Origin of the sequence: Sphingomonas jeddahensis, assembly GCF_001981525.1 — a bacterium.
Classification (GTDB): domain Bacteria; phylum Pseudomonadota; class Alphaproteobacteria; order Sphingomonadales; family Sphingomonadaceae; genus Sphingomonas; species Sphingomonas jeddahensis.
In genome coordinates, this window is the sequence record NZ_MPSB01000005.1 from 196,626 (window position 1) to 221,659 (window position 25,034).

Consider the following 25,034-nt stretch of genomic DNA (forward strand, 5'->3'; position numbering starts at 1 on the left):
TCTTCAAGATAGCCGCTCAACCCATAAGACGGGCGAGCGTTGCGGCCGTGAAATCCACCATGGGCACGACACGCGCGTAGTTCAACCGCGTGGGGCCGATCACGCCAACGACGCCGACCACCCGGCCGTCGCTGCCGCGAAAGGGCTTGGCGATCACAGAGGAGCCGGACAGCGCGAACAATTTGTTCTCCGCGCCGATGAAAATGCGGGTGGCGTCGCCAGCGCGGGCCGAATCGAGCAGGGCGGCGATTTCCTGCTTGCCGTCGAGATCGTCGAGCAGATCACGGACCCGGTCGAGATCCGCGGTGGCCGCGTCATCCAGCAACCGCGCCTGGCCGCGCACGATCAGCACCGGGCGGCGCTCGCCGTCCTCGCTCCACACCGCGATGCCGCGTTCGATCAGCGCGCGGGCCGCGCTGTCGAGCGCCGCGCGACCCTGCGCCAGCTCGTGCTCGATCCGGGCGCGCGCGGCGGCGAGGGTGAGGCCGGAGAGGGTAGCGGACATGTAATTGCCCGCCTCGATCAACGCGGCAGGGCCGACACCGGGGGGCAGATCGACCACGCGATTTTCAACCGCGCCATCTTCGCTGACCAAGACCGCCAGTGCCTGGCCATGCGACAGGGGGACGAAGCCGATGGAGCGCAGCACCTGTTCGTGTTTGGGCACCATGACGAGCCCGGCGCAGGCGGACAGGCCCGAAAGCGCCGCGGTAGTGGCGGCGATCGCTTCTTCCACCGGGCCGCCAAGTCCGGCGCGCGACTCGATCGTCGCGCGTTCCTCGGCGGAGGGTTCGAGCGCCTGCATCATGCCGTCGACGAACAGGCGCAGGCCCAATTCGGTGGGCATCCGCCCAGCCGACGTATGCGGGGCCGCGAGCAGACCGACGTCCTCGAGCTGCGCGAGCACGCTACGGATGGAGGCTGGGGAGAGATTGAGGCCGGCGAGCGCAAGCGTCTTGGAACCGACCGGCTGTCCGTTGTGAATATAGCCGTCGACGACCCGGCGAAAGATATCGCGGGCCCGGTCCGACAGTTCGGCGATCGGAGGGGAGGCGGTCACGGGGGAAATCTAGGGTGGTTGCCCGCGTCACTCAACGGGCTGGCGCGGGGTAGGGGGAAAAGCTACGGCCGCTACAAATCACTGCCGTTCGCCCTGAGCTTGTCGACGGGCTGTCCTCACCTTCGTGGAGAAAGGACAGGGCTTCGACAAGCTCAGCCCGAACGGGTTATTGGAGCCAGAACACATGCGTCCCAGCGGCCGTGCGCCAGACCAGATGCGCGCCATCACCATCGAGCCGAACTTCACCCGTCACGCCGAAGGATCGGTGCTGATCGGATTCGGTGACACCAAGGTGCTGGTCACTGCCAGCATCGAGGAGCGGGTGCCGCCGTTCCTGCGCGGCAAGGGGCAGGGCTGGGTGACGGCCGAATACGGCATGCTCCCGCGCGCCACGCACACCCGCGGCAATCGCGAGGCGGCCAAGGGCAAGCAGTCGGGGCGTACGCAGGAAATCCAGCGACTTATCGGCCGTTCCTTGCGCGCGGTGACAGATATGCAAGCACTGGGCGAGCGCCAGATCGTGCTCGATTGCGACGTGATCCAGGCCGATGGCGGCACGCGCACCGCCTCGATCTCGGGTGCTTGGGTCGCGCTGCGCCTTGCGGTCAACGGGCTGATGGCGGCGGGCAAGATCGAGAAGGATCCGATCGCGCAGAAGGTCGCGGCGATTAGCTGCGGCATCTACCAGGGCCAGCCGGTGCTCGACCTCGATTATGACGAGGATTCGAACGCCGATGCCGACGGCAACTTCGTCCTGCTCGAAAATGGCAACATCGCCGAGGCGCAGGCCACCGCCGAGCATGCCACCTATGACGAGGAAGCGTTGCTCCGCTTGCTCCGTCTCGCGCGGATCGGCTGCGCCGACATCTTCGCCGCGCAAGCAAGAGCCGTTAGTCAATGAGCGGCGAGGGCGGCGAGCCGCAGGCCATCCGCAAGCTCCGACCGGGCAAGCTCGTGATCGCCAGCCACAATCCGGGCAAGGTGCGCGAGATCGCGGCGCTGCTGGAGGGCCACGGGCTGGACGTCGTGTCCGCCGCTGAACTCGACCTGCCCGAACCGGAGGAGACCGGCACGACGTTCGTGATGAACGCGGAGCTGAAGGCACGCGTGGCCGCTGACCTGTCTGGGTTGCCGGCGCTCGCCGACGACAGCGGCATGTGCGTCGAGGCGCTGGGCGGCGATCCCGGGATCTTCTCCGCTCGCTGGGCAGGCGAACGCAAGGATTTCGGCGCGGCGATGCGGCTGGTGCAAGACAAGGTCGACGCGATCGACGGGGCCTCGCGCGACGCGCATTTCGTCTGCGCGCTGGCGCTGGCCTGGCCCGATGGGCATGTCGAATGGTTCGAAGGACGCGTCGATGGCACTTTGGTGTGGCCGCCGCGGGGGGACAAAGGCTTCGGCTACGATCCGATGTTCCTGCCCGAGGGGCGCGATCAGACGTTCGGTGAGATGGACCAGGACGAAAAGCACGCGATCAGCCACCGTGCGGATGCGTTCCGGCAGCTCGTGGCAGCGGTGTTCTGAGGCGGAAGGGCTCTGCTTCAAACCGCTCGCACGGAGCCTGTCCAAGTGCGTGCCCCATGCGGTGCGCTACGTCACACGCACTTCGACAAGCTCAGTGCGAACGGGTTGGGTGGAGCGTTGCAGACTTAAAGCGTCCGCTCGCCCACCACATTGCCCGACGGGCTGTATCGGCAAACCAGAAAGTCGTCGCGCTTGTTCGAGGTCATCGCGCAGCCAACCCGCGTCGTGTTCCGCCACACGATCTGGGTATAGTGGGACACGTCCTGCCACTTGCCGGTGCGGCTGAACGCGGGCGTCACGCCATTCACGAAATCGCGCCTTTCCGCGATCCAATGCCCGATCATCTCGTCATAGCGATACGCGCCGCGCGTGCCGGTCCACAGGTTCTCGCCCTCGCGCATCGGGCCATGCGGCTGATCGGCGTGCGCAAAGCGTCCAGTGCGCGCCATCTCTTCGGCATAGGTGCGGGCCGACGCGGCGAGGCGAGAGTCCCATGTCAGCGGGGGCACGCCTGCTTCGGCACGCGCGCGATCGTGCCCACCCATCATCACCCTGCGTAGCTGCGCCGGGTCGCGCGGCGGCGGCGCTTCGGCGAGATCCCGTTCGACCACCCGCTCGGGTGCTTGCGCGCAACCGGCGAGCAGAAGGGCGAGTGCGGCGAGGTGGCGTTGGAGCGGCATCGCGGCCATATCGGCACCGTGATGCCTCCAGACAATCCTCTCGCCCTCTATATCCACTGGCCCTTCTGCGTCTCGAAATGCCCGTATTGCGACTTCAACAGCCATGTTCGGGCGGGCGTCGACCAGGCGGCGTGGCGCGCGGCGTTGCTTGCGGATCTCGCGCATGAGGCGGCGGTTTTGCCGGATCGGCGGCTCACCTCGATTTTCTTCGGCGGCGGTACGCCTTCGCTGATGCCGCCCGAGACGGTGGCGGCGTTGCTGGCGGCGGCGGAACAGCATTGGGGCTTCACGCCGGGGATCGAGATCACGCTGGAGGCCAATCCGTCCTCGGTCGAGGCCGCGTGCTTTGCCGATCTGGCGGCGGCGGGGGTGAACCGCGTGTCGCTCGGCCTACAGGCGCTGGAGGACGAAGCGCTGCATTTTCTCGGCCGAGCGCATGACGTGAAAGAAGGGCTGGCGGCGCTGGAAATCGCGCAATCCGTATTCCCGCGAGTCAGCTTCGACCTCATCTATGCACGGCCGGCACAGCCACTCGCGGCGTGGGAGGCGGAGTTGCGGCGCGCGATTGCGTTTGGGACAGAGCATCTTTCGCTCTATCAACTGACGATCGAGCCCGGGACGCGCTTTGCCACCGAGGCGGCGGCCGGGCGGCTGACGATCCCCGATGGCGACACGGCGGCGGACCTGTTCGAGGCGACTCGCGCGATCACCGCAGCGGCGGGGCTGCCAGCGTATGAGATCAGCAACCATGCGCGGCCCGGCGCGGAGAGCCGCCACAACCTCGCTTACTGGCGATACCAGACCTATGCCGGCGTCGGCCCGGGCTCGCATGGACGCCGAGGGGGCTTGGCAACCGTGCGGCACAAGAAACCGGAGAATTGGATGGGTGCCGTCGCGCGGAACGGCCACGGCATTCAGAGCGAGGAACCGCTCGATCCCGCCACCCAGGCATCGGAGGCATTGCTGATGGGGTTGCGGCTGCGCCAGGGCGTCGATCTGGCGCGGATCGCACGGCTGGCGGGCGCCGACGTCGCAGAGATCGTCGATGAGCGGGCGATCGCGCGACTGCCCGATCTGATCCGGCGTGAGGGGGGCCGCCTACGCGTGACCGAGGAGGGCATGTTGCTGCTTGACGCGATCCTGCCGGAGGTGGTGCGCGATCGCGTGACGGCCTGACCGGGCGCGCGGGCTGCTGTTGCCTTCGCGCCCGCGGCAATGGTAGCGGCGCAACATGTCTGTAGATACCGCCACCGTGAAGAAGGTCGCCAGCCTGGCGCGCATCGCGATTGACGATGCCCATGCCGAGCGGCTCGTGCCCGAACTCAACAACATCCTCGATTGGATCGAGCAACTGGGTGAGGTGGATACCAGCGGCGTCGCGCCGATGACCGCGGTGATCCCCAATACGCTGCGGTTGCGCGACGACGTGGTGAACGCCGATCCGCTGACCGGCGGCGGGATACGCGACGCGGTGCTGGCGAATGCGCCGCAGGCCGAGCATGGCTTCTTCACCGTTCCCAAGGTAATCGAGTGAGCCCGCTCCCAGCGACTGTTCTGACTTACTCTTTCGAGTTGTGACCATGACTGATCTCACCGACCTTGGCATTCGCGAGATCCGCGACGGCGTGCGCGAGGGCACCTTCTCCGCGCGCGAGGTAGCGACTGCGTTCAACGCGGCTGTTGCTGGCGCGAAGCCGCTCAACGCCTTCCTTGTCGAGACGCCCGATCACGCGCTGGCGGCCGCCGATGCCGCCGATGCGGCCCGGGCCGCGGGCGAGACGCTGAAGCCGCTCGCCGGCGTGCCGATCGGCATGAAGGACCTGTTCTGCACCAAGGGCGTGGCGTCGACCGCGGCGAGCCACATTCTGGAGGGATTCACGCCGCAGTATGAGTCCACCGTCTCGCAGAACTTGTGGGATGCGGGTGCGGGCATGCTCGGCAAGCTCAACATGGACCAGTTCGCAATGGGCTCGTCCAACGAAACCAGCGCGTTCGGCAATGTGATTTCGCCGTGGCGGCGCAACGATGGGGGCAATGCGGCGCTGGCGCCGGGCGGGTCGTCGGGCGGGTCGTCCGCAGCGGTCGCGGCGCGGCTGTGCCCGGGCGCGACCGGCACCGACACGGGCGGCTCGATCCGCCAGCCGGCGGCGTTCACCGGAATCTCCGGGATCAAGCCGACCTATGGTCGCTGCTCGCGCTGGGGCACGATCGCCTTCGCCTCGTCGCTCGATCAGGCCGGTCCGATGGCGCGTGACGTGCGCGATTGCGCGATCATGCTGGAGGCGATGAGCGGGTTCGACGCCAAGGACGCGACCTCGCTCGATCTGCCAGTGCCGCGGTGGGAGCAGGGGCTGAACGCGAGCCTAGCGGGGAAGCGCGTCGGCATTCCGCGCGAGTATCGCGTCGACAACATGCCCGAGGAGATCGAGGCGCTGTGGCAGCAGGGCATCGCGTGGGTGAAGGATGCGGGCGCCGAGATTGTCGAAGTGTCGCTGCCGCACACGAAATATGCGCTGCCGGCGTACTACATCATTGCGCCGGCGGAAGCCTCGTCCAACCTCGCGCGCTATGATGGCGTTCGCTACGGCCAGCGCAATCTGCCGGACGGTGCGAACCTCCAGGCGATGTATGCCGCGACGCGCGCGGCTGGCTTCGGCGAGGAAGTGAAGCGGCGTATCCTGATCGGCACTTATGTCTTGTCCGCAGGGTTTTACGATGCGTACTTCACTCAGGCTTCGAAGGTGCGCACGCTGATCGCGCGCGACTTCGAACACGCCTGGGACAAGTGCGACGTGCTGCTGACGCCGACCGCGCCGTCGGCGGCGTTTGCGCTCGGCGAGAAGAGCGCCGATCCGCTGGCGATGTACCTCAACGACGTGTTCACCGTGCCGTCGAGTCTGGCGGGCCTACCGGCGATGAGCGTGCCGGGCGGGCTGGATCGCGCGGGCCTGCCGCTGGGGCTGCAGGTGATCGGCAAGGCGCTGGACGAGCAGGGCGTGCTCAACGCCGCACTGGCGATCGAGGAGCGCGCCGGGTTCGTCGCGCGGCCGCAGGCGTGGTGGTAATGAAGATCGTATTCGGGATTAAGGCCAATGGCTGACGCAACCGCACCGTATCGCATCAAGGGCGCCACTGGAGATTGGGAGGTCGTGATCGGCCTTGAAGTCCATGCGCAGGTGACGTCGAACGCGAAGCTGTTCTCGGGAGCCGCCACGGCGTTCGGGGCAGAGCCGAATTCGCAGGTGAGCCTGATCGACGCGGCGATGCCCGGTATGCTGCCGGTACCGAACCGCGAGTGCATCCGCCAGGCGGTGCGCACCGGCATGGCGATCGACGCCGAGATCAATCGCTGGTCGCGGTTCGACCGGAAGAATTACTTCTACGCCGATCTGCCGCAGGGCTACCAGATTTCGCAGCTTTATCATCCGCTTGTCGGCGAAGGCTCGATCGAGATCGAAGATGGCGAGGCGGTCAAGACGATCGGGGTCGAGCGCATCCATGTCGAGCAGGATGCCGGCAAGCTGATGCACGACCAGCATCCGACGCGCTCTTATGTCGATCTCAACCGGTCGGGCGTGGCGCTGATGGAGATCGTCAGCCGTCCCGACATGCGTTCGCCTTCGGAAGCAGGGGCTTACCTCCGAAAGTTGCGGGCGATCCTGCGCTATGTCGGCAGCTGCGACGGGAACATGGAAGAAGGCTCGATGCGCGCTGACGTCAACGTCAGCGTGCGCAAGCCGGGTGACGAGCTTGGTACGCGGACGGAGACCAAGAACGTCAATTCGGTGCGCTTCGTGATGGCGGCGATCGAGCATGAGGCGAACCGGCAGGTCGAATTGCTCGAAAGCGGCGGGACGATCGTGCAGGAAACGCGGCTGTTCAACGCCGATACGGGCACCACGCGATCGATGCGCTCGAAGGAAGATGCGCATGATTACCGCTACTTCCCTGATCCGGATCTACTGCCGCTTGAGTTGGACGATGCGTTTCTCGAGGAATGCCGTGCGTCGCTGCCGGAGCTGCCCGATGCCAAGCGCAAGCGCTACGAGGCGGCGGGGGTAACGCCGTACAATGCCGGGGTGCTGACGGCGGAGGTCGAGACGGCGCGGTGGTTCGATGCGCTGCTGGAGGCAGGTGCGGCGCCGGTGGCGGCGTCGAACTGGGTGACGGGTGAACTGTTCGGCGCGCTGAATCGCGTTGGCAAGGATATCACGGACTCGCCGGTGACGCCGGGGCAGGCGGCGGAGCTGCTGGCGCTGGTGGCCGACGGGACGCTCTCGGGCAGCCTTGCCAAGCAGGTGTTCGAGGTGATGCTGGAGACGGGCGACGCGCCGGGCAAGATCGTCGAGGAACGCGGGCTGAAGCAAACCAGCGATACCGGCGCAATCGAGGCGGTAATCGCGGAGGTTCTGGCGAAAAATCCGGCACAGCTGGAGCAATATCGGGGTGGCAAGGTGGCGCTGTTCGGCTTCTTCGTCGGCCAGACGATGAAGGCCATGGGCGGCAAGGCGAATCCCGGCGTGGTGAATGAGTTGTTGAAGAAGGCGCTGGGGTAAGCGCGTCCCCGTCTGCCGGGCCCTTCGGCGAAGATCAGGACAGGCTTGTTCCGGCATCCACGGCGCCGCGTTTTCCACGATATCGGAAGTGCGGAGGGCTGGATGCCGGCACGAGGCCGGCACGACGGATAGGGTTAGCGGATGCCGCGGAACGTCGCCCGGACCTCTTCCACGAATAGCTCCGGCTGCTCCAGCGCGGCGAAATGGCCGCCGCGATCGAGCTCGTTCCAGTGGATGATGTTGGTATATTGACGCTCGGCCCAGCGGCGCGAGGGGCGGATGATTTCCCTGGGGAAGATACTCACCCCGGTGGGCACCGTCACCTTATCCTTGCCGAACGCGCCAAAGCTTTCGAAGTACAATCGTGCCGACGACGTTGCCGTGGCGGTGAGCCAGTAGAGCGTGATGTCGTCAAGCATCTCGTCGCGGGTGAGCGCGTTCTCGGGCGTGCCGGTGCAATCGGTCCATTCGCGAAACTTCTCGTAGATCCACATTGCCTGGCCGACCGGCGAGTCGGTGAGGCCGTAGCCGAGCGTCTGCGGTCGGGTGGACTGCTGCTTGGAATAGCCGGTGCCTTGATCGACGTGGCGCCTCAAGTCTGCGAGTGCGGCCTTCTCCGCTGGCGTGGCGTTGGCGATGTCCTCGGGCGTCGGGCGCACCGACAGCATGTTGAGGTGGATGCCGGCGACAGCGGGATCGCCGCTGGCGCCGATCGCAGTGGTGACGGCGGAGCCCCAGTCGCCGCCCTGCGCGCCGAACCGATCGTAGCCGAGCCGCTTCATCAGGGTGATCCACGCTTTGGCGATGCGCGGCACGCCCCAGTGATCCGACGGGCGTTCGGATAGGCCGTAGCCGGGAAGCGAGGGGCAGACGACGTGAAAGGCGTCTTCGGCTCGGCCGCCGTGCGCGACGGGATCGGTGAGCGGGCCGATCACCTTGAGGAACTCGATGACGGAGCCGGGCCAGCCGTGGGTGATGACTAGCGGCAGCGCGTTCGGCTCGGGGGAGCGGCGGTGGAGAAAGTGGATCTCCAACCCGTCGATCTCGGTGGTGAACTGGCCGACTGCGTTGAGCGCGGCCTCGCAGCGGCGCCAGTCGTAATGGTGCTGCCAGTGGTCGATCAAGGCGCGCGCGGCGGTAAGCGGCACGCCTTGCTCCCATGCGGCCCCCACCGCCGGCTCGGGCCAGCGCGTGCGGGCTAGGCGTGCCTTGAGGTCGTCGAGATCGGCCTGGGGGATGGCGAGGGTAAAGGGGGTGACCGCGTCGCTCACCCCGTAACCTTGTCACGATGGAGCAGCGCCAGCGCCTGTTCGGCGAGCATCGGCGTGCCGTTGATCGCTTCACCCGCATTGGGCGTTACGCCGGCGAGCGCACGGGCGTACACCCCTTGGCTGATCGAGGCCAAGCGGAAGACAGCGAAGGCCAGGTAAAAGCTCCAGTCGGCGATCTCGCCGCGACCGGTACGGCGGCAGTAAGCGGCGACATATTCCTCTTCGCTAGGGATGCCGCTGGTGGCGAAATCGACGCCGTCGAGCGTGCCCCAACTGGGCGAGGTCGAATGCCACATGAAACCGTTGTAGCCGAGGTCGGCGAGCGGATGGCCGATGGTCGATAGTTCCCAGTCGAGGACGGCGATGAGGCGCGGCTCGGTGGGATGGAACATCACGTTTTCGAGGCGGTAATCGCCGTGCGCGATCGACGTTTCCTCGCCGGCCGGAATACGCGCGGGGAGTTCGGCGATCAGTGCCTCCATGGCCGGGATCGGCTGCGTTTCGGCACCGCGATATTGCTTGGTCCAGCGGGCAACCTGACGCTCGAAATAGCCGGTGGGGCGGCCGTAATCCTCCAGCCCCACGGCCCGGTAATTCACCGAGTGAAGCGCAGCGAGGGTGGCGTTCAACTGATCGTAGATCGCGCTGCGCTCGGACGGCGTGAGCCCAGGGAGGGTGGCATCGCGGAAGATGCGGCCTTCGAGATAGTCCATGACATAGAAGGACGTGCCGATGATTTCGGGATCGTCGCATAGTGCGCGCATGACGGGGACCGGGACATCGGTGTCGCGAAGCGCCGCCATGACGCGGTATTCGCGGTCGACCTGATGCGCACTGGCGAGCAACTGGCCGGGCGGCTTTTTGCGCAGGACGTAATCGCCGGCGTCGGTGGAAAGCATGAAGGTCGGGTTTGAGGCGCCGCCGACGAACTGGCGGACCTGCATGCCGTTGCCGAAGCCGTCGACATGGCGATCGAGCCACATGGCGAGTTTGGCTTCATCGAAGCGGTGGCGTTCGGCGACCTCGCTGAGGCGAGCGCCGGCAGTCATGCGGCGGTGGTCCGGCTGTGGGTCATGCGCGCTCTCCTATGGCGTTGTTTTTTGGAACGCGTAGCAAGAAAGCGGCGCAGGGCGCGAGGGGTTTTGTTGTGATGCTTTTCGCGCTCGGCACGGCCGGCCTTGGTGATTACCTCACCGTGGCGAGGATTTCGGCGAGCAGCTTGAAGTCGCGTTCGCGGGGGGAGGCGCGGCGCCAGGCAAGGGCGATGGTGCGATTGGGGTTGTCGCCGCCGAGCGGGCGGGCGGCGATGCCGGTGTGTTCCAGAATGCCGGCGTTGAGTGCGATCTCGGGCAGCATGGTGACGCCCAGGCCATTGTCGACCATCTGAACAATGGTGTGAAGCGACGTGCCCATCATGGTCGCCTCCGCCCTAAGTTCGGGACGGTTGCAGGCCGCGAGCGCGTGATCCTTGAGGCAATGGCCGTCTTCGAGCAGCAACAGGCGCGTTTCGTCGATGTCCTTGGGCGAGATCGGCTGGACGCCCTCGGGCAGCTCGCCTTCGGGAAAGGCGAGAAACAGGCGGTCGTCGAACAGCGGCTCCGCTGTCACCTCGCCGCAAGCATAGGGGAGCGCGAGCAGCACGCAATCCGCGCGCCCGTTCTGCAACGATTCGCAGGCGGCGCCGCTCGGCTCCTCGCGCAGGAACAGCTTGAGATCGGGATAGTCGGCGCGCAGCCTGGGGAGCACCCGTGGGAGCAGGAAGGGGGCAATGGTGGGAATGACGCTCATGCGCATTTCACCGGACAGCGGCTGCCCAGCGGCACGCGCCATGTCGCCAAGTTCCTCAGCCTCGCGCACCACGCGGCGGGCCTTTGCGACGATCTGGTCGCCAAGTGGCGTGAAGCGGACGACGCGGCGCGTGCGCTCGACCAGCGTCACGCCAATCAGCGTTTCCAGCTCGCGAATGCCGGCAGACAGGGTGGATTGCGTTACATAAACGCTGTCGGCGGCCCGGCCGAAATGGCCCTGGTCCTTGAGCGCGATGAGATATTGCAGCTGCTTGAGCGTCGGCAGGTAAGTGCTGGCCATTAATCGTCCTGTTCGATCAACAGCCAGCTTCTAGGCGCGAAAATGCAATGAGGCGATGCCTATAGCACCGCGCTGATGAAGCCATAGGTGCTGGTCGCGGTAAGCACGATGCCGACCAGAATCAGCATGACCTTGGTCGGGATCCGCTTGGCCATGACCGCGCCGAACGGCGCGGCGAGCACGCCGCCGATCAGCAGCCCGACCGTAGCGGTGGCGAAGTCCTTCAGCCCGAGATTGGCGATAAACGTCAGGGAAACAATGGTTGTTAGGAAGAATTCGACGGAATTCACCGTGCCGACGACGCGGCGCGGCTCCACGCCCTGGACAAGCAGGTTTGAGGTGACGATCGGCCCCCAGCCGCCGCCGCCGGCCGCATCAAGGAAGCCACCGATCAGCCCGAGTGGCTCCACGACCTTCGGCTTTTGATTGGTCGGGGGAAACAGCAGGCCACGGATCAGCAGATAGACGCCCACGGCAATCAGATAGCCGAGAACGAACGGCTTCACCGTTTCGCCATCGACATTGGTGAGCAGATAGGCGCCACTGACTCCGCCGATGATGCCAGGCACCAGCAGGCGGAAGAACAACCGCTTGTCGACATTCCCGTGCAGCACGTGGCTGATGCCCGATACTGCGGTTGTGAAGGTTTCGACGATGTGAACGTTGGCCGACGCGCGCGCGGGCGATAGCCCCATGACGGCGACCAGCAAGGTGTTGCAGATAACGCCGAACGCCATGCCCAGCGCGCCATCGACAATCTGCGCGCCGAACCCGACCAAGATGAATGGCAGGAGCGTTTCAAACGAAAGCAACGACAGATCCAAGCCATATCTCCGTGCGGAAGCCTGGCACGGCTGATGGCGCAGGTGCAGAAAGCCTACAAGATAGATGTGTATTCGGGCGGCGATAGCGACGGTTGCGCAACGCTGGAATTTCAGGAGCCGACATCCTAGATCGCGGATTCTCTAGAGGGGAAGCGTGATGGCCGGACTTGGCGCCTATCTCGATTCGATACGCGCGCGCGATCCGGCGCCGCATTCGCGATTGGAAATCCTGACCTACCCGGGCGTTTGGGCGCTTGGCTGGCACCGTGTGGCCCATCGGCTGTACCGGTCGCGCTTGTTCCTGCTGGCCCGAATGGTGAACCACTTTTCGCGCGCGACCACGGCGATCGACATCCATCCCGGCGCCAAGATCGGGCGCAATTTCTTCATCGACCATGGTTTCGTTGTGATTGGCGAAACGGCGGAGATCGGGGACGACGTCACGATCTATCAGTGCGTTACGCTGGGCGGGACCAGCCCCGACAATGGCGTTGCCGGCAAGCGCCATCCGACGATCAGCGACGGCGCGATCATCGGATCTGGCGCGCAGGTGCTGGGGCCGATCATCGTGGGAAAGCGCGCACGCGTCGGCGCTAACGCGGTGGTGACCAAGGACGTGCCAGAGGGGGCAGTGATGGTCGGCATTCCCGCACGCCCGACGATGGTGGAGGGCGGGCAGGCGCCCGAACGTAAATTCATGGCCTATGGCACACCGTGCAGCGAGATGTTCGATCCCGCGACGCAGAAGGTGGAGCTGCTGCGCTGTGAATTGGAGGTGATGAAGAAGCGTCTCGATTCGCTGCTGGAGGAACAGGATCAGGATCGCGGGCGTAATCGCGCCTGATGGGGATCGTCACGCCATTTCCGCTGCCGGGGAAGGTGGGGCAGGTCGGGTTCGAGCGGATCGAGCTTAACCGTATTCTCGATCTGTACGGCCGAATGGTCGCCGCCGGTCATTGGCGCGATTATGCCATGGATCTGGGCCGCGACGCGGCGGTGTTCGCGGCGTTCCGCCGCTCGGCGGAGCGTCCCGAATTCCGGATCGAGAAGCGGCCGGCGCTGCGCAACCGTCAGGGCATGTGGGCGCTGATCGGTGAAGCCGGGCAGGTGGTGAAGCGCGGGCATGAGCTTGGGCCGGTGCTGGCGCCCGTTGAGCGACGATTGATGAAGCTGGTCGAGGAGTAAGCACGGCGCGGATCCGCCAGACCGCTCTCGCCCCGTAACGGCGCTTCGTCATGCCGGGACGAGCCCGGCATGACGAGTGAGAAGCGTCAGCCGCCCTGGAGCTTCTTTCCGATCATCATCGACTGGCCGGCGCCGGAATCGGGGACGATCTCGCCGGTGCGGTCGGTGATCTCTGCCCAGTGCTTGGCGATGCCTTCGGGCGAGAGCTCGTCACCGGACAGCGCCACGCCCGGGGTGAGCGTGACGTAAGCGGCCTGGAAGACACCGGCGCCTGCGCCGACGATCTGGTTGGTGGGCGCATCCTCGCTGACGAGGTACAGCGCGGCGGGCACGACCTTGTCGGGCGAGAAGGCCTGGAACAGCTGCTCCGGGAACAAATCCTCGGTCATGCGCGTGCCGGCTACGGGCGCAAGCGTGTTGACCTTGATGTTGTTCTTGGCGCCTTCGAGGTACAGCGACTTGGTGAAGCCGGCGAGGCCGAGCTTTGCGGCGCCGTAGTTGGTCTGGCCGAAATTGCCGTAGAGGCCGGTCGACGACGCGGTCATCAGGATGCGGCCGTAATTCTGCTCACGCATCGTGTCCCACACCGCCTTGGTGGCGTTGGCGGAACCGAGCAGGTGGACCTGCACCACAAAGGCGAAGTCGGCGGGGTCCATCTTGGTGAAGGACTTGTCGCGCAGCACGCCGGCGTTGTTGATCAGGACGTGGACGCCGCCCCAAGCTTCCTTTGCCTTGGCGACCATTTCGACCATCTGGTCATACTCGGTGACGCTGGCGCCATTGGCGATCGCCTCGCCCCCGGCCGCCTTGATCTCCTCGACCACCTTGTGCGCGGCATCGGAAGCGCCCGCCCCGGTGCGGTCGCCACCAAGATCGTTGACCACCACCTTGGCGCCACGGCGCGCCAGTTCCAGCGCATATTCACGGCCCAGGCCACCGCCGGCGCCGGTGACGATCGCTACCTTGTCGTCGAAACGGATGGACATGGAAAAGGCGCTCCCCTGGCTTGAATAAGAGCGCCTTTCCATACTGGACATTCGAACGGGCGCAACCGCCCGATCTGTCAGTCGTTCGCGTTCATGCGATCACTTGCCGCCGCGCTGAATGCAATTGTCGTACTGACCCTTTTTGCACACCGGATATTTGTCCATCGGCGGCGGGGGCGGGAAGGCGGTGTTCGGATCGGCTGCCGCCTGGAAACGGACGGTCGCGCCCGGCTGCGGCGTGCCCTGCATCGGCGGGCTGCTGGGCTGGTAGCCGCCGGCCGGATCGGCCGCCGACGGATCACCCGACGGTGCTGGCGAAGACATGGTGCCGCCGGTGCTTGGCGTCGTGGTGGTGCTGCCGGTCGACATGGTGGTGTCACCGGTTGGAGCTGGCGGTGCCTGCATCGCCGGATCGGCGGTGGTTGTCGGCGCGGTCTGGTCGGCCGTGGTCGCCGGCATGTCCTGGGCGACGGCGGGGGCGGCAACGATAGCGGCCGCGGCCAGAAGAATGGATTTCATGCGGAACTCTCCTGTAAGGATACGCTCGTGTGCGTGAATAACGCAGCCCACCCAACGCGTCGGTGGGCGGATGTATCCTTCGTTTCGCAGGCGATTCGACGTGCGGCGGGCGGTGTACTGGCGGGGTTCGTCACCCCCGCGGAGGCGGGGATCCATAGACGCCGCGGGCAGCGAAGAAGCCGCCACCTTCGCGTGTATGGATTCCCGTCTGCGCGGGAATGACGTTTATAGGTGTGACGTCGCTCTCAATGCCCCGCGTCGAGGGCGTAGCCGGCGGAGCGGACGGTGCGAATGATGTCGGGGCGGCCGCCTTCGTTGATCGCCTTGCGCAGGCGGCGGATGTGGACGTCCACGGTGCGGCTTTCGATGTCGCTGTCGTGGCCCCAGACGCTGTCGAGCAAGCGTTCGCGCGAGAAGACGTGGCCGGGATGTTCGAGGAAATGCTTGAGCAGCCGGAATTCGGTGGGGCCAAGCGGAATTACCTCGCCGCTGCGGCGAACCTTGTGGCCCACCGTGTCCATCTCGAGATCGGCATAGCTCAAAGCCTCGCCGGCGAGCGCGGGGCGGACGCGGCGGAGCACCGCCGAGACGCGCGCGACCAGTTCGCGTGGGGAGAAGGGCTTGGTGACATAATCGTCCGCGCCGGTTTCGAGGCCGCGGATGCGATCCTCCTCCTCGCCGCGCGCGGTGAGCATGATGATCGGGACGTTCGCGGTCTCGGCGCTGCGGCGGAGGCGGCGGCAGACTTCGATACCGGACAGGCCCTCGACCATCCAGTCGAGCAGGACGATGTCGGGCACCTTTTCCTTGGCGAGCAGCAAGGCTTCCTCGCCATCGATGGTGTGGACGACGTCGAAATCCTCACGCTTGAAGTGCCAGACGAGCAGTTCGGCGAGCGACGCATCGTCCTCGACCAGAAGCATCCGAGCCCGTGCCATCATTCCCCCTTTTCGCGTTCCGCCATCTGCGTACCGGTGGCGGCGAAATAGACCATCTCCGCGACATTGGTCGCGTGATCGCCGATGCGTTCAAGATTCTTGGCGACGAACAAGAGGTGCGCGACCTCGCTGATCGTCTTGGGATTCTCGACCATGTGCGTGACAAGCGTGCGGAAGATCGCGTCGTAAAAATCGTCCAGCGCATTGTCGCGCTCGCAGATCTCGATCGCGGCCTTGGCATCGCGCGCGGCGAAGGCGTCGAGCACGTCATGGACCATTTCGGCGGCCATTCGCGCCATCGCCTGGATGATCGAGATCGGCTCGATGCGGTGCTCGCCTTCGATCAGGGGCACGCGCTTGGCGATGTTCTTGGCATAATCGCCGATCCGCTCGACCACCGCGGCGATCTTCAGCGCGGCGACCACCTCGCGCAGATCGTTCGCCATCGGGGCACGCAGCGCGATGATCCGCACCACCAGCCGCTCGACCTCCGATTCGATCGCGTCGATCTGCTTGTCCGCGGCGCGGACCTCCTGCGCGAGATCCAGGTCGCCGCGTTGCAGCGAGCGCATCGCGCCGTCGATCGCCTCTTCCGCAAGCCCGCCCATCTGGCTGATGAGCCCGCGCAGGCGACCGATATCTTCGTCGAATGCCTTGACGGTATGTTCCGCCATATCCTGTCCCCTCAGCCGTACCGACCCGTTATATAGTCAGTCGTGCGCGGCTCGCGCGGGTTTGTGAAGATGTCATTGGTGTCGCCATATTCGACCAGCTCTCCGAGGTGGAAGAACGCGGTCTTCTGACTGACGCGGGCGGCCTGCTGCATGTTGTGCGTGACGATCACGATCGCATAGCGGCCGCGCAGGTCGTGGATCAGCTCCTCGATCCGCGCGGTGGCGATCGGATCGAGCGCGCTGCACGGCTCGTCCATCAGGATCACTTCGGGATCAACCGCGATGGCGCGGGCGATGCACAGCCGCTGCTGCTGGCCGCCCGACAGGGCGGTGCCGCTGTCGGACAGGCGATCCTTCACCTCGGCCCACAGGCCGGCGCGGGTGAGCGATTGTTCGACAATCGCGTCCATCTCGCTCTTGCCGCTCGCCAGACCGTGGATGCGCGGGCCGTAGGCGACATTCTCGTAGATCGACTTGGGGAAGGGGTTCGGCTTCTGGAACACCATGCCGACACGGGCGCGCAGCTGCACGACGTCCATGTCCTTGGAATAAATGTCCTCGCCGTCGAGCCGGATGTCGCCCTCGACCCGCGCCGAAGCGACCGTGTCGTTCATCCGGTTGAGCGTGCGCAGGAAGGTCGATTTGCCGCAGCCCGATGGGCCGATGAAGGCAGTCACATCCTCCTGATCGATGTCGATCGACACCTGCCGGATGGCCTGTTTCTCGCCATAGAAGACGTTGACGTCATGGGCTGTGATCTTCTGGGTCACCAGCGGGTCTCGAATCGGTTGCGGAGGTAAATGGCGACGCCGTTCATGGCGAGTAGGAAGACGAGCAGGACGATGATCGCCGCCGACGTCTTCTCGACGAAGCCGCGCGCGACCTCGTCCGACCAGAGGAAGATCTGCACCGGCAGCACGGTGGCCGGATCGGTCAGACCCTCCGGCGGTGCGGCGATAAAGGCTCGCATGCCGATCATCAGCAGCGGCGCGGTTTCGCCGAGCGCGCGGGCCATGCCGATGATCGTGCCGGTGAGGATACCGGGCAACGCGAGCGGCAGGACGTGGTGAAATACGACCTGCACCGGGCTGGCGCCGATGCCGAGCGCGGCGTCGCGAATCGAGGGTGGCACGGCCTTGATCGCGTTGCGGCCGGCGATGACGATCACGGGCATGGTCATCAGCGCGAGCGTCAGGCCGCCGACGATCGGGGCAGAGCGCGGCAGACCGAAGGTGCCGAGGAACACCGCCAAGCCGAGAAGCCCGAAGATGATCGAGGGCACCGCGGCGAGATTGTTGATCGATACTTCGATCAGGTCGGTCCAGCGGTTCTTGGGCGCATATTCCTCGAGGTAGAGCGCCGAGAGCACCCCGATCGGGAAGGCCAGGATCAAGGTGACGAACATCGTCAGCAGCGATCCCTTGAGCGCGCCCCAGATGCCGACGCGCGTCGGATCGGTGGCGTCGGCATTCCCGAAGAAATCCCGGTTGAGGCCGCGCGACAGCCGGTCGCCGAGCGCCGCGACGACCTGTTCCGCCTCCGGCGTGCCATCGCCCTTATAAGCAACGTCGATGTCGGTGGCGACCGGCACGTCGATCGCGGTGCGACCGCGCAGCATGCCGGGGTTCGCCTTCAGCGTGTCACGAACGCGCAGCCACGCGCCGTCCGACAGCAGCTCCGCCCCGCCCTGTTGCGCGAAGGCAGCGCCCGCCGCGCCGTCCACCACCCCTTCGAGTCCGGCGCCGGCCAGCGCCAGGTTGCCCCGATCCCCGCGCAACTGCTCGGGCGTCACGGTGAGCTCGGCCGCGGCGAAGTCGATCGGCAGCGACACGCGCGTTTCGGTGAACCCGGCCGCCCCCTGCATCACCATGGTGACGATCAGAAAGGCCAGGAAGCCGGCGGAAAGGATGATCGCGCCGAGCCCGAACATGCGGAAGCGGCGCTCCGCACCGTAGCGGCGGACGATCCGGCGGCGCATCGCGTCGGTGCGCCAATCGGTGGGCGCGCGGTCAGTCATAAGCCTCGCGATACCTTTTCACGACAATCAGCGCGAAGATGTTGAGCAGCAGCGTCACGACGAAGAGCGTCAGGCCGAGCGCGAAGGCGGCGAGCGTCTTGGCGCTGTCGAACTCGGCCTCGCCGGTCAGCAGGTCGACGATCTGCTTGGTGACGGTGGTGGTGCTGGCAAAGGGGTTGAGCGTGAGCTGCGCGACGCCCGAGGCGGCCATCACGACGATCATCGTCTCGCCGATCGCGCGGCTGACGGCGAGCAGCACGCCGCCGACGATGCCGGGCAGCGCCGCGGGGACGAGCACCTTGCGGATCGTCTCGGACGGAGTGGCGCCCATCGCCAGGCTGCCGTCGCGCATCGAGTTCGGGACGGCGGCGAGCGAATCGTCCGCCATCGAGGAAACGAAGGGGATGATCATCACGCCCATGACGAGGCCGGCGGCGAGCGCGCTTTCGCTGCTGGCCCAGCTGACCCCGATCGAGACCGCGAAGTCGCGCACCGCCGGCGCCACGGTAAGCGCCGCGAAATAGCCGTACACCACCGTCGGAACGCCGGCGAGCACCTCCAGCACCGGCTTCATCCAGCGGCGGGTGGAGGGGCGGGCATATTGGGTGAGGTAGATGGCGCTCATCAGCCCGAACGGGATGGCGACTGCCATGGCGATCACCGCGCCGATGAAGAACGTGCCCCAGAACAAAGGCACCGCGCCCAGGCTGGCGCCCGGATCGCGCGGATCGATCACCTGCGGCGACCAATGCGTTCCGAACAGGAAATCGGTGACGGGCACGATCGAGAAGAAGCGCGCGCTTTCGAACACGAGGCTGGCGACGATGCCGACGGTGGTCAGGATCGCGATCAGCGACGCGAGCAGCAGCAGGACCATGACGATCCGCTCAACCTGGCTGCGCGCGGCGAAGGTCGGCCGGACGCGGGCATAGGCGAAGGCGAAGCCGGCAAAGGCGAGCAGCGCGGCCAGTGCGGTCGCGATCCAGTCGTAGCGGCTCTGCGCCGCGGCATAGGCGGGAGCGAGCAGTTCGGAGAGATCGTGGAAGGCGCCGAACGCCTCGCCGCGCGACAGATTGCGTGCTTCGGACAGGATGGCGGCGCGCTCGAACCCGGGAGGCGGCAGGTTGGCGGCGGCGGCGGTGCCGATCACCGCATCCGTGACGAGTGCGGGCGAGGTGAACCACCAGATCGCCAGAAAGATCAGCGGTGGCAGCATCGTCCACAGCGCAACGAAAGCGCCGTGGTGGCCGGGAAGGGCGCTGAACCGCTCACGCCGTCCGGTGCGAAACGCGACCGCGCGGGCGCGCGCGACGAACCAGGCGATCAGCCCGAGCGCGGCGACGACGAAGAAAAGTGCCCCGAGGCTCACTTGAGAAGATTTCCATCGAGCGGCGTTTCGGACTGGACGACCTGCGCGGACCGCGCCTGAACGTCGGCGGGAGCGGGGATCAGGCCACGCCGCGCCAGCGGCCCGCCGGCGCCCCACAATTTGGCATATTGTCGAATGAACAGCCGCAGCCCCGGCACAGCATCGAGATGCGATTTCTTGACGTAGATATAGAGCGGCCGCGCGCCCGGATAGCTGCCGTCGACGATCGTCGCCGTGCTCGGCGCGACATCGGCGATCGGCACGCCATCGACCGCACCGGCATTCTCCTCCAGATAGGAATAGCCGAACACGCCGATCGCATTGGGGTTGGCGGTGAGCTTCTGGACGATCAGATTGTCGTTCTCGCCCGCGTCGATATAGGCGCCGTCCTCGCGCACGCGCTGGCAGCGGGCCTTGAACGCATCCTCGTCGCTGGCCTTGAGCGCCTTGGCCGAAGGATCGCTATCCTCACAGCCGCGCGCCAGGATCAGCTCGGCGAGCGCGTCGCGCGTGCCGCTGGTGGACGGCGGACCATAGACCTGGATCGGGGTGTTGGGCAGCGCCGGATTGACGTCGCGCCAGGTGCGCGCCTTGTTCTTCTTGCCCCCGGGCGTGGCAGCGAGCGCGCTATAGAGATCGGCGGGGGTGAGTGCCATGTTGGGGCCGTTCTTCGCCTCGGCGAAGGCGACGCCGTCGATGCCGACCTGCACCTCCAGGATCTCGGTCGCGCCATGCTTCACGCAATCGTCGAACTCGCTGCGCTTCATCCGGCGCGAGGCATTGACGATGTCGGGGTGCGCGGCGCCGATGCCGGCGCAGAACAGCCGCATGCCGGCGCCGGTGCCGGTCGATTCGATCACCGGCGGGCGGGCGTCGGGATTGTTGGCAAGGAACTGTTCGGCGACGATAGTGGTGAAGGGATAGACGGTCGATGAGCCGACCGTCGTGATCTGTGCCCGGGCCCCGGCACCGCCGCTCGCCTGATCCTGGCAAGCAGTGGTGAGCGCAAGCAGCGCGAGCGGCAGAGCGGCGCGAATCATCAGCATCCCGTCAATCGTCGGCCCCGGTGCGACGAGGGCCCTGTGTGACACGCGCGTTACTGCTTGATGACAGCGTTCGCAGTTGCGGGAGAGCGCAGCGTCACCGTGACGCGGGTGCCCTCGCCGAGCCGGCTGGCAATGTCGAAACGGCCGCGATGCCGCTCGACGATATGTTTGACGATGGCGAGGCCGAGGCCGGTGCCGCCGATCGAGCGGCTGCGGCCCGGATCGACTCGGTAGAAGCGCTCGGTGAGGCGAGGCAGGTGCTCGGGCGCGATGCCTTCGCCCTGATCGGCCACGACGAGGCGGACGACATCTTCCTCGCTGGTCAGCGAGACGCGGATCGGTGTGCCGGGCCGGCCATATTTCATCGCGTTGCCGATGAGGTTGTGGAGCAACTGCGACAATTGCGCGCGATCGCCGAGGACCGGGATCGGGGTCGGTTCATGCTCCAGGATGATGTCGCGCCCGCGCCCGTCGTGCATGTCGGCGAGCTCGGCATAGGTCTTGTCGACCAGCGCGGCGAGATCGATCGATTCGGCGGGCGTGCGGAATTTCTCCGCCTCGATCCGCGACAGGCTCATGAGATCCTCGACGAGGCGTTCCATCCGTCGTGCCTCGTCGAACACGATCTTGAGGAAGCGCGCGCGGATCGCAGGGTCCTCACCCGCCGCATCGGACAAGGTTTCGACATAGCCGAGGATCGAGGCAAGCGGTGTGCGCAGCTCGTGGCTGGCGTTGGCGACGAAATCGACGCGCATGCGCTCGGCGGCGTGGCTCCCGCTGCGGTCGGCGAGGTGGACGAGGCGGCGACCGTCGCCGATCGGCGCAAGCTGCATTTCCCAGCGCTGGTCGGGCCTACCGAGGCCCGCGAGCGACGCAGGCGCGGCATCGCCGACCCCCACAAGCAGCGCCGCGGCGGCAGGATGGCGGATCGCGGTGCGTGCGTCCTCGCCGACGATATGCGCGCCGAGCAAGGCGCGTGCGGCCTTGTTGGCGTTGGCAATGCGCGGGCCGGAGAGGATTAGGACCGGCTCCCCGAGCGCATCGAGAACGACATCTAGGGGCGCCGAAGGGGCCGGCGCGGGCGGTGGCGGCGCAGGCTCGGGCCGCGGCTGACGCCCGGCGGTGGTGGCGAGCACGGCCGCCGCGCCGCCCAGGATGCTCAGCGCCACTGCATCGAGCCCGGCGCCGATCGCGCCAATGATCGCGGCGGTGATGATGACGATGCCCATCGCCGTCCAGCCGCGCGGAGAGATGATCTCGCCCATGTGTCTCCCGATGGCGCTTGGCCGTGATCGGGAAGGGTAGGGTGCAGAGGCGACGATTGTCCAGCACGCACCGGCACGGCGGTGCGATCGTGGTTACCGTCCCGCTTCGGCACGCGACGCGGCAGGCGCTTGTGCGACCGTTAGGGATATGGAAGGGCGGGTTGGTGGAGAAGCGCCCGATGAGCGACGAAGCCGATCACGATCAGCCGACCCAGCCTGGGCGCCGGCGCGCCCTGCGTCTCGGCGCGACGGGGGCGGTCGCGGTGGTGTCGATCCGGCCGGCGATGGCGCAGGCTTATGGCTCGGTGCTGACGTGCGAGATCCCGGTGCCGGACGCCGGCCGCGCGGGCGGCTATATCGACAAGGCGGGCAAGGTGATGCCGGCAGGCACCAAGGGCGCTTTCGCACCGCCGGGGCGTCCGCTGAAGGGCGAGGACGTGCGGCGTGCGCTGGCGAGCGGGGGCAATTTGCCCGGCGTCGATTACGAGCGCAGCCGCGCCTATCTGAAATATGTGCAGAATCTGCGCAGCGGGACGACCGGCTTCACCTGCTTCGCCTCGCTGCAAATGCCACGGCGCTAGGGCGTGAGCGCGACGCGCTATCGCGCGCCGCCGGCCGACGCGCTTGTCATCGCGCCGCTCGACGAGATCGTGGCAGTGTTCCACCGCGCGTCGGGGATCACCCATCTGGTCGGCCCGGAGATCCCCGATCTGCTTGATGTGCTCGCGGCGCAGTGGCTGACGGCGGATGCGATCGAAGCGGCGTTCGAGCAGGTCGAGGGCGATCGTTCGGCGCTGATCGCGACGCTTGATGAGCTGGTCGCCGCCGGATTGGTCGAGCGCGGATGAGGCATGTGTTCGGCGTTCGCGTGGGGCCGGTCGCCTTCCGCATCGGATCGGCGTGGCGCGCGCCGGTCGAGCAGCTTCGCACGCTGTATCGCGACTATCCCGCGCATGATGGCGTGCCCGACTTCACCGTGCGGCTGGAGGCGGCGCGGCCGTGGCGGCGCTTCGTCCGGCCGTCGGTGCATATCCGCGGCGATTTCGTGATCCCCGACGCCGCGCCGTTGCCGCTCGCCCAAGGCCTGCTGGCGGCGGAGATGGGGATGAACCTGCAAATGGCGCTGGGGCAACGGCGCTTTCTGTTGCTCCATGCGGCGGCGGTGGAGCGCGACGGGCGCGCGGTCATCATGACCGGGGAGTCGGGGGCGGGGAAGTCGACGCTCGCCGCGCTGTTGCAGGCGCGCGGCTGGCGGCTGATGGCCGACGAGTTCGTGCTGGTCGAACCGGCGACCGGGCTGGTGCACCCGTTTCCGCGGCCGGTGAGCCTGAAGAATGCGGCGATCGATGTGGCGCGAGCAGCGTTGCCGGATGCGCTTTGGGGGCCGCTGATGCGGGACACGCCCAAGGGGGCGATCCGGCATCTCGTTCCGGGCGCGGCGGCGCTGGCGGGCGCGGAGACGCCGGCGGAGCCGGTGCTGCTGCTGTTCCCGCGCTATGGCTTGCCGGCGGAGCAACGGCCGGTCGGGGCGGGGGAGGCGTTCGTCCGGCTGACACAGGCGTCGACCAATTATGTCGGACTGGGCGAGCGGGGCTTCACGGCGCTCACCCGGCTGGTGACGGATGTGACGCGGGCGGCGATCGACTATCCCGATACGGATAGCGCGGCCGAGCTGATCGAGGCGTTGTGGTGACGCCGGCGCGGACATTGGCGGCGGTGCTTGCCGATCCGTCGGCGGCCGAGGCGCTGACGCCTGGGGCTTGGGCAGCGGTGCTGGCAGTTGCGCAGGCGGAGCAGTTGATCGGCACACTGGCGGTGCGGCTCGATGGCTTGCCGCTGCCGGCGCGGGTTGCGGCGTTGTTGCACGATGCCCAGGCGACGGCGCTGGAGGGGCGGCGGCAGGCGTTGTGGGAGGCGGAGATGGCGCGCCGAGCGCTTGCCGGCATTGTGGAGCCGCTGATCCTGCTCAAGGGCACGGCCTTTGTCGCGGCGGGGCTGGCGGCGGGTCAGGGGCGATCAATCGGCGATCTCGACATCCTGGTGCCGCGCGATCGGCTCGATGCGGCCGAGACGGCGCTGCTGGCGCATGGCTGGATGTGGGTGAAGCCCGATCCGTATGACGATGCTTATTACCGGCGCTGGATGCATGAGCTGCCGCCGCTGATCCATCCCGAGCGCGACCGGATGATCGACGTCCACCATACAATCTTGCCGCTTACCGCGCGGCTGAGGCCCGAGGCAGGGAAGCTGGTGGCGGATGCGGTGCCGATCGGTGGCGGCCTCGCGATGCTGTCGCCGACAGATGTGGTGGTGCATGCAGCGATCCACTTGTTCGCGGACGGCGACCTCAGCGGCGGCCTGCGCAACCTGTGGGACATTGATCGGCTGCTGCGTGAGTACGCCGAAGCGGATGGCGGATATTGGCCATCGCTAGCGACCCGCTCGGCCGATCATGGTGCCGTTGCGGTGGTCGCACGTGCGATGCGGCTCGCTCATGCGCTGTTTGGCACACCGGTGCCGCAGGACTCGCAGCGACTCCGCCTGAGCGACCGGCTGTTCCTGCGCTGCTTGCTGGCGCGGGATGGATGGGCGCGCGAGTCGCGCAAGCTCACCCGGCTCGGCTTCTACATCCGCTCACACTGGATGCGGATGCCGCCGGCGATGCTGGCGCGGCATTTGTGGATCAAATGGCGGAAGGGCGCATCCGCCGGCTGATCGCCACCACCAGCAGCACGGCGACGATCACCGCCGTATCCGCGACCCAATCCATGATGTCGCAATCGCGATGCAGCGCGGGGATCGACTGCACCACTTCAATCATCGCGCCGAGGAACGACAGCCGCTCGCCAATCCGCAGCAGCGGGGTGCGCGGGAACGCCAGCACCGCCAGGATGGTCAGCGTGCCGAACGCCAGCATGTGCTGATATTTGTCGCCGTCGATCGGCACCTTGGGCGGGTGCGGCAGCACGGCCATCGTCACGGCGAAGCCGGCGGCGAGCAGGAGCAGCAGCCGCCAGCTCCAGGTCATCGCG

28 protein-coding genes are annotated in these 25,034 nt (G+C 66.7%); 12 read left to right on the top strand and 16 right to left on the bottom strand.

Features of this window, described 5'->3' with window-relative positions; translation table 11 throughout:
- Positions 1–16: 16 nt before the first annotated feature.
- Positions 17–1,060 (bottom strand): heat-inducible transcriptional repressor HrcA, encoded by a 1,044-nt coding sequence (gene hrcA, locus SPHI_RS07850; protein WP_076744338.1) that lies wholly within the window; start codon positions 1,058–1,060, stop codon positions 17–19.
- Positions 1,061–1,244: 184 nt separating this feature from the next.
- Here hrcA and rph point away from each other — a divergent pair, with 184 nt between their 5' ends.
- Together rph and rdgB are read left to right on the top strand one after the other, a co-directional pair.
- Positions 1,245–1,961, top strand: coding sequence for a ribonuclease PH (gene rph / locus SPHI_RS07855; protein WP_076744339.1), 717 nt, complete (start codon positions 1,245–1,247; stop codon positions 1,959–1,961).
- Positions 1,958–2,584 carry an RdgB/HAM1 family non-canonical purine NTP pyrophosphatase gene (rdgB, locus tag SPHI_RS07860; protein WP_076744340.1) on the top strand — a complete coding sequence of 209 codons (627 nt, stop codon included), beginning with the start codon at positions 1,958–1,960 and terminating at the stop codon, positions 2,582–2,584. Before rph ends, rdgB begins: the two co-directional genes overlap by 4 nt.
- Before the next feature lie 125 nt (positions 2,585–2,709).
- Here rdgB and SPHI_RS07865 read toward each other — a convergent pair whose 3' ends face one another.
- Positions 2,710–3,273, bottom strand: coding sequence for a CAP domain-containing protein (locus SPHI_RS07865; protein WP_076744341.1), 564 nt, complete (start codon positions 3,271–3,273; stop codon positions 2,710–2,712).
- A 12-nt stretch (positions 3,274–3,285) separates the two neighbouring features.
- Here SPHI_RS07865 and hemW point away from each other — a divergent pair, with 12 nt between their 5' ends.
- The 4 genes from hemW to gatB are packed head-to-tail and all read left to right on the top strand — an operon-like array spanning position 3,286 to position 7,820.
- A complete protein-coding gene (hemW, locus tag SPHI_RS07870; RefSeq protein WP_076744342.1) occupies positions 3,286–4,440 on the top strand; it encodes a radical SAM family heme chaperone HemW in 1,155 nt (384 codons plus the stop codon).
- A 55-nt stretch (positions 4,441–4,495) separates the two neighbouring features.
- The gene (gene gatC / locus SPHI_RS07875) at positions 4,496–4,798 is read left to right on the top strand and encodes an Asp-tRNA(Asn)/Glu-tRNA(Gln) amidotransferase subunit GatC (protein WP_076744343.1); all 303 of its coding nucleotides are present in this window, start codon (positions 4,496–4,498) and stop codon (positions 4,796–4,798) included.
- A 46-nt stretch (positions 4,799–4,844) separates the two neighbouring features.
- Positions 4,845–6,329, top strand: a complete 1,485-nt coding sequence (gene gatA, locus SPHI_RS07880; protein ID WP_076744344.1) for an Asp-tRNA(Asn)/Glu-tRNA(Gln) amidotransferase subunit GatA — start codon at positions 4,845–4,847, stop codon at positions 6,327–6,329.
- Between the two features lie 27 nt (positions 6,330–6,356).
- The gene (gene gatB / locus SPHI_RS07885) at positions 6,357–7,820 is read left to right on the top strand and encodes an Asp-tRNA(Asn)/Glu-tRNA(Gln) amidotransferase subunit GatB (RefSeq protein ID WP_076744345.1); all 1,464 of its coding nucleotides are present in this window, start codon (positions 6,357–6,359) and stop codon (positions 7,818–7,820) included.
- A 134-nt stretch (positions 7,821–7,954) separates the two neighbouring features.
- On the opposite strand, the gene SPHI_RS07890 is transcribed toward gatB, so the two are convergent.
- From SPHI_RS07890 to SPHI_RS07905, 4 genes are all read right to left on the bottom strand, one after another.
- The gene (locus SPHI_RS07890; protein ID WP_076744346.1) at positions 7,955–9,091 is read right to left on the bottom strand and encodes an epoxide hydrolase family protein; all 1,137 of its coding nucleotides are present in this window, start codon (positions 9,089–9,091) and stop codon (positions 7,955–7,957) included.
- Positions 9,088–10,140 carry a phosphotransferase family protein gene (locus SPHI_RS07895; RefSeq protein WP_076744347.1) on the bottom strand — a complete coding sequence of 351 codons (1,053 nt, stop codon included), beginning with the start codon at positions 10,138–10,140 and terminating at the stop codon, positions 9,088–9,090. The genes SPHI_RS07890 and SPHI_RS07895 overlap by 4 nt, the downstream gene beginning before the upstream one ends.
- A gap of 136 nt (positions 10,141–10,276) precedes the next feature.
- Entirely contained in the window at positions 10,277–11,179 is a 903-nt protein-coding gene (locus tag SPHI_RS07900) for a hydrogen peroxide-inducible genes activator (RefSeq protein WP_076744348.1), read from the bottom strand.
- Between the two features lie 59 nt (positions 11,180–11,238).
- Complete coding sequence (locus SPHI_RS07905) at positions 11,239–12,003, bottom strand: sulfite exporter TauE/SafE family protein (protein ID WP_076744349.1); 765 nt, start codon at positions 12,001–12,003, stop codon at positions 11,239–11,241.
- 157 nt (positions 12,004–12,160) lie between these two features.
- Here SPHI_RS07905 and epsC point away from each other — a divergent pair, with 157 nt between their 5' ends.
- Together epsC and SPHI_RS07915 are read left to right on the top strand one after the other, a co-directional pair.
- Complete coding sequence (gene epsC, locus SPHI_RS07910) at positions 12,161–12,847, top strand: serine O-acetyltransferase EpsC (RefSeq protein WP_076744350.1); 687 nt, start codon at positions 12,161–12,163, stop codon at positions 12,845–12,847.
- Positions 12,847–13,188 carry a DUF2794 domain-containing protein gene (locus SPHI_RS07915; RefSeq protein WP_076744351.1) on the top strand — a complete coding sequence of 114 codons (342 nt, stop codon included), beginning with the start codon at positions 12,847–12,849 and terminating at the stop codon, positions 13,186–13,188. Before epsC ends, SPHI_RS07915 begins: the two co-directional genes overlap by 1 nt.
- Before the next feature lie 86 nt (positions 13,189–13,274).
- On the opposite strand, the gene SPHI_RS07920 is transcribed toward SPHI_RS07915, so the two are convergent.
- From SPHI_RS07920 to SPHI_RS07960, 9 genes are all read right to left on the bottom strand, one after another.
- Entirely contained in the window at positions 13,275–14,174 is a 900-nt protein-coding gene (locus SPHI_RS07920) for an SDR family NAD(P)-dependent oxidoreductase (protein ID WP_076744352.1), read from the bottom strand.
- A 99-nt stretch (positions 14,175–14,273) separates the two neighbouring features.
- Entirely contained in the window at positions 14,274–14,693 is a 420-nt protein-coding gene (locus SPHI_RS07925) for a RodZ family helix-turn-helix domain-containing protein (protein WP_076744353.1), read from the bottom strand.
- Positions 14,694–14,938: 245 nt separating this feature from the next.
- Complete coding sequence (phoB, locus tag SPHI_RS07930; protein ID WP_076744402.1) at positions 14,939–15,631, bottom strand: phosphate regulon transcriptional regulator PhoB; 693 nt, start codon at positions 15,629–15,631, stop codon at positions 14,939–14,941.
- Entirely contained in the window at positions 15,631–16,305 is a 675-nt protein-coding gene (phoU, locus tag SPHI_RS07935; RefSeq protein WP_076744354.1) for a phosphate signaling complex protein PhoU, read from the bottom strand. The genes phoB and phoU overlap by 1 nt, the downstream gene beginning before the upstream one ends.
- Before the next feature lie 11 nt (positions 16,306–16,316).
- On the bottom strand, positions 16,317–17,078 hold the full coding sequence (gene pstB, locus SPHI_RS07940; protein WP_456299951.1) for a phosphate ABC transporter ATP-binding protein PstB: 762 nt from the start codon (positions 17,076–17,078) through the stop codon (positions 16,317–16,319).
- Positions 17,072–18,322 (bottom strand): phosphate ABC transporter permease PstA, encoded by a 1,251-nt coding sequence (gene pstA, locus SPHI_RS07945; RefSeq protein ID WP_076744356.1) that lies wholly within the window; start codon positions 18,320–18,322, stop codon positions 17,072–17,074. The genes pstB and pstA overlap by 7 nt, the downstream gene beginning before the upstream one ends.
- Complete coding sequence (pstC, locus tag SPHI_RS07950) at positions 18,315–19,691, bottom strand: phosphate ABC transporter permease subunit PstC (RefSeq protein ID WP_076744357.1); 1,377 nt, start codon at positions 19,689–19,691, stop codon at positions 18,315–18,317. The genes pstA and pstC overlap by 8 nt, the downstream gene beginning before the upstream one ends.
- Complete coding sequence (locus SPHI_RS07955) at positions 19,688–20,731, bottom strand: substrate-binding domain-containing protein (protein WP_076744403.1); 1,044 nt, start codon at positions 20,729–20,731, stop codon at positions 19,688–19,690. Before SPHI_RS07955 ends, pstC begins: the two co-directional genes overlap by 4 nt.
- A 56-nt stretch (positions 20,732–20,787) precedes the next feature.
- On the bottom strand, positions 20,788–22,002 hold the full coding sequence (locus SPHI_RS07960) for an ATP-binding protein (protein WP_076744358.1): 1,215 nt from the start codon (positions 22,000–22,002) through the stop codon (positions 20,788–20,790).
- A gap of 179 nt (positions 22,003–22,181) precedes the next feature.
- On the opposite strand from SPHI_RS07960, the gene SPHI_RS07965 reads away from it, so the two are divergent.
- From SPHI_RS07965 to SPHI_RS07980, 4 genes are read left to right on the top strand one after another with little or no spacing between them, the layout of a single operon-like run.
- Positions 22,182–22,583, top strand: coding sequence for a hypothetical protein (locus SPHI_RS07965; RefSeq protein WP_076744359.1), 402 nt, complete (start codon positions 22,182–22,184; stop codon positions 22,581–22,583).
- Between the two features lie 3 nt (positions 22,584–22,586).
- Positions 22,587–22,850: an HPr-rel-A system PqqD family peptide chaperone gene (locus SPHI_RS07970; protein WP_076744360.1), complete on the top strand. Its 264-nt coding sequence runs from the start codon at positions 22,587–22,589 to the stop codon at positions 22,848–22,850.
- On the top strand, positions 22,847–23,695 hold the full coding sequence (locus SPHI_RS07975) for an HprK-related kinase A (RefSeq protein ID WP_076744361.1): 849 nt from the start codon (positions 22,847–22,849) through the stop codon (positions 23,693–23,695). Before SPHI_RS07970 ends, SPHI_RS07975 begins: the two co-directional genes overlap by 4 nt.
- A complete protein-coding gene (locus SPHI_RS07980; RefSeq protein ID WP_076744405.1) occupies positions 23,692–24,717 on the top strand; it encodes a nucleotidyltransferase domain-containing protein in 1,026 nt (341 codons plus the stop codon). Before SPHI_RS07975 ends, SPHI_RS07980 begins: the two co-directional genes overlap by 4 nt.
- Here SPHI_RS07980 and SPHI_RS07985 read toward each other — a convergent pair.
- On the bottom strand, positions 24,686–25,030 hold the full coding sequence (locus SPHI_RS07985) for a VanZ family protein (RefSeq protein ID WP_076744406.1): 345 nt from the start codon (positions 25,028–25,030) through the stop codon (positions 24,686–24,688). The genes SPHI_RS07980 and SPHI_RS07985 overlap by 32 nt on opposite strands.
- Positions 25,031–25,034 lie beyond the last annotated feature (4 nt).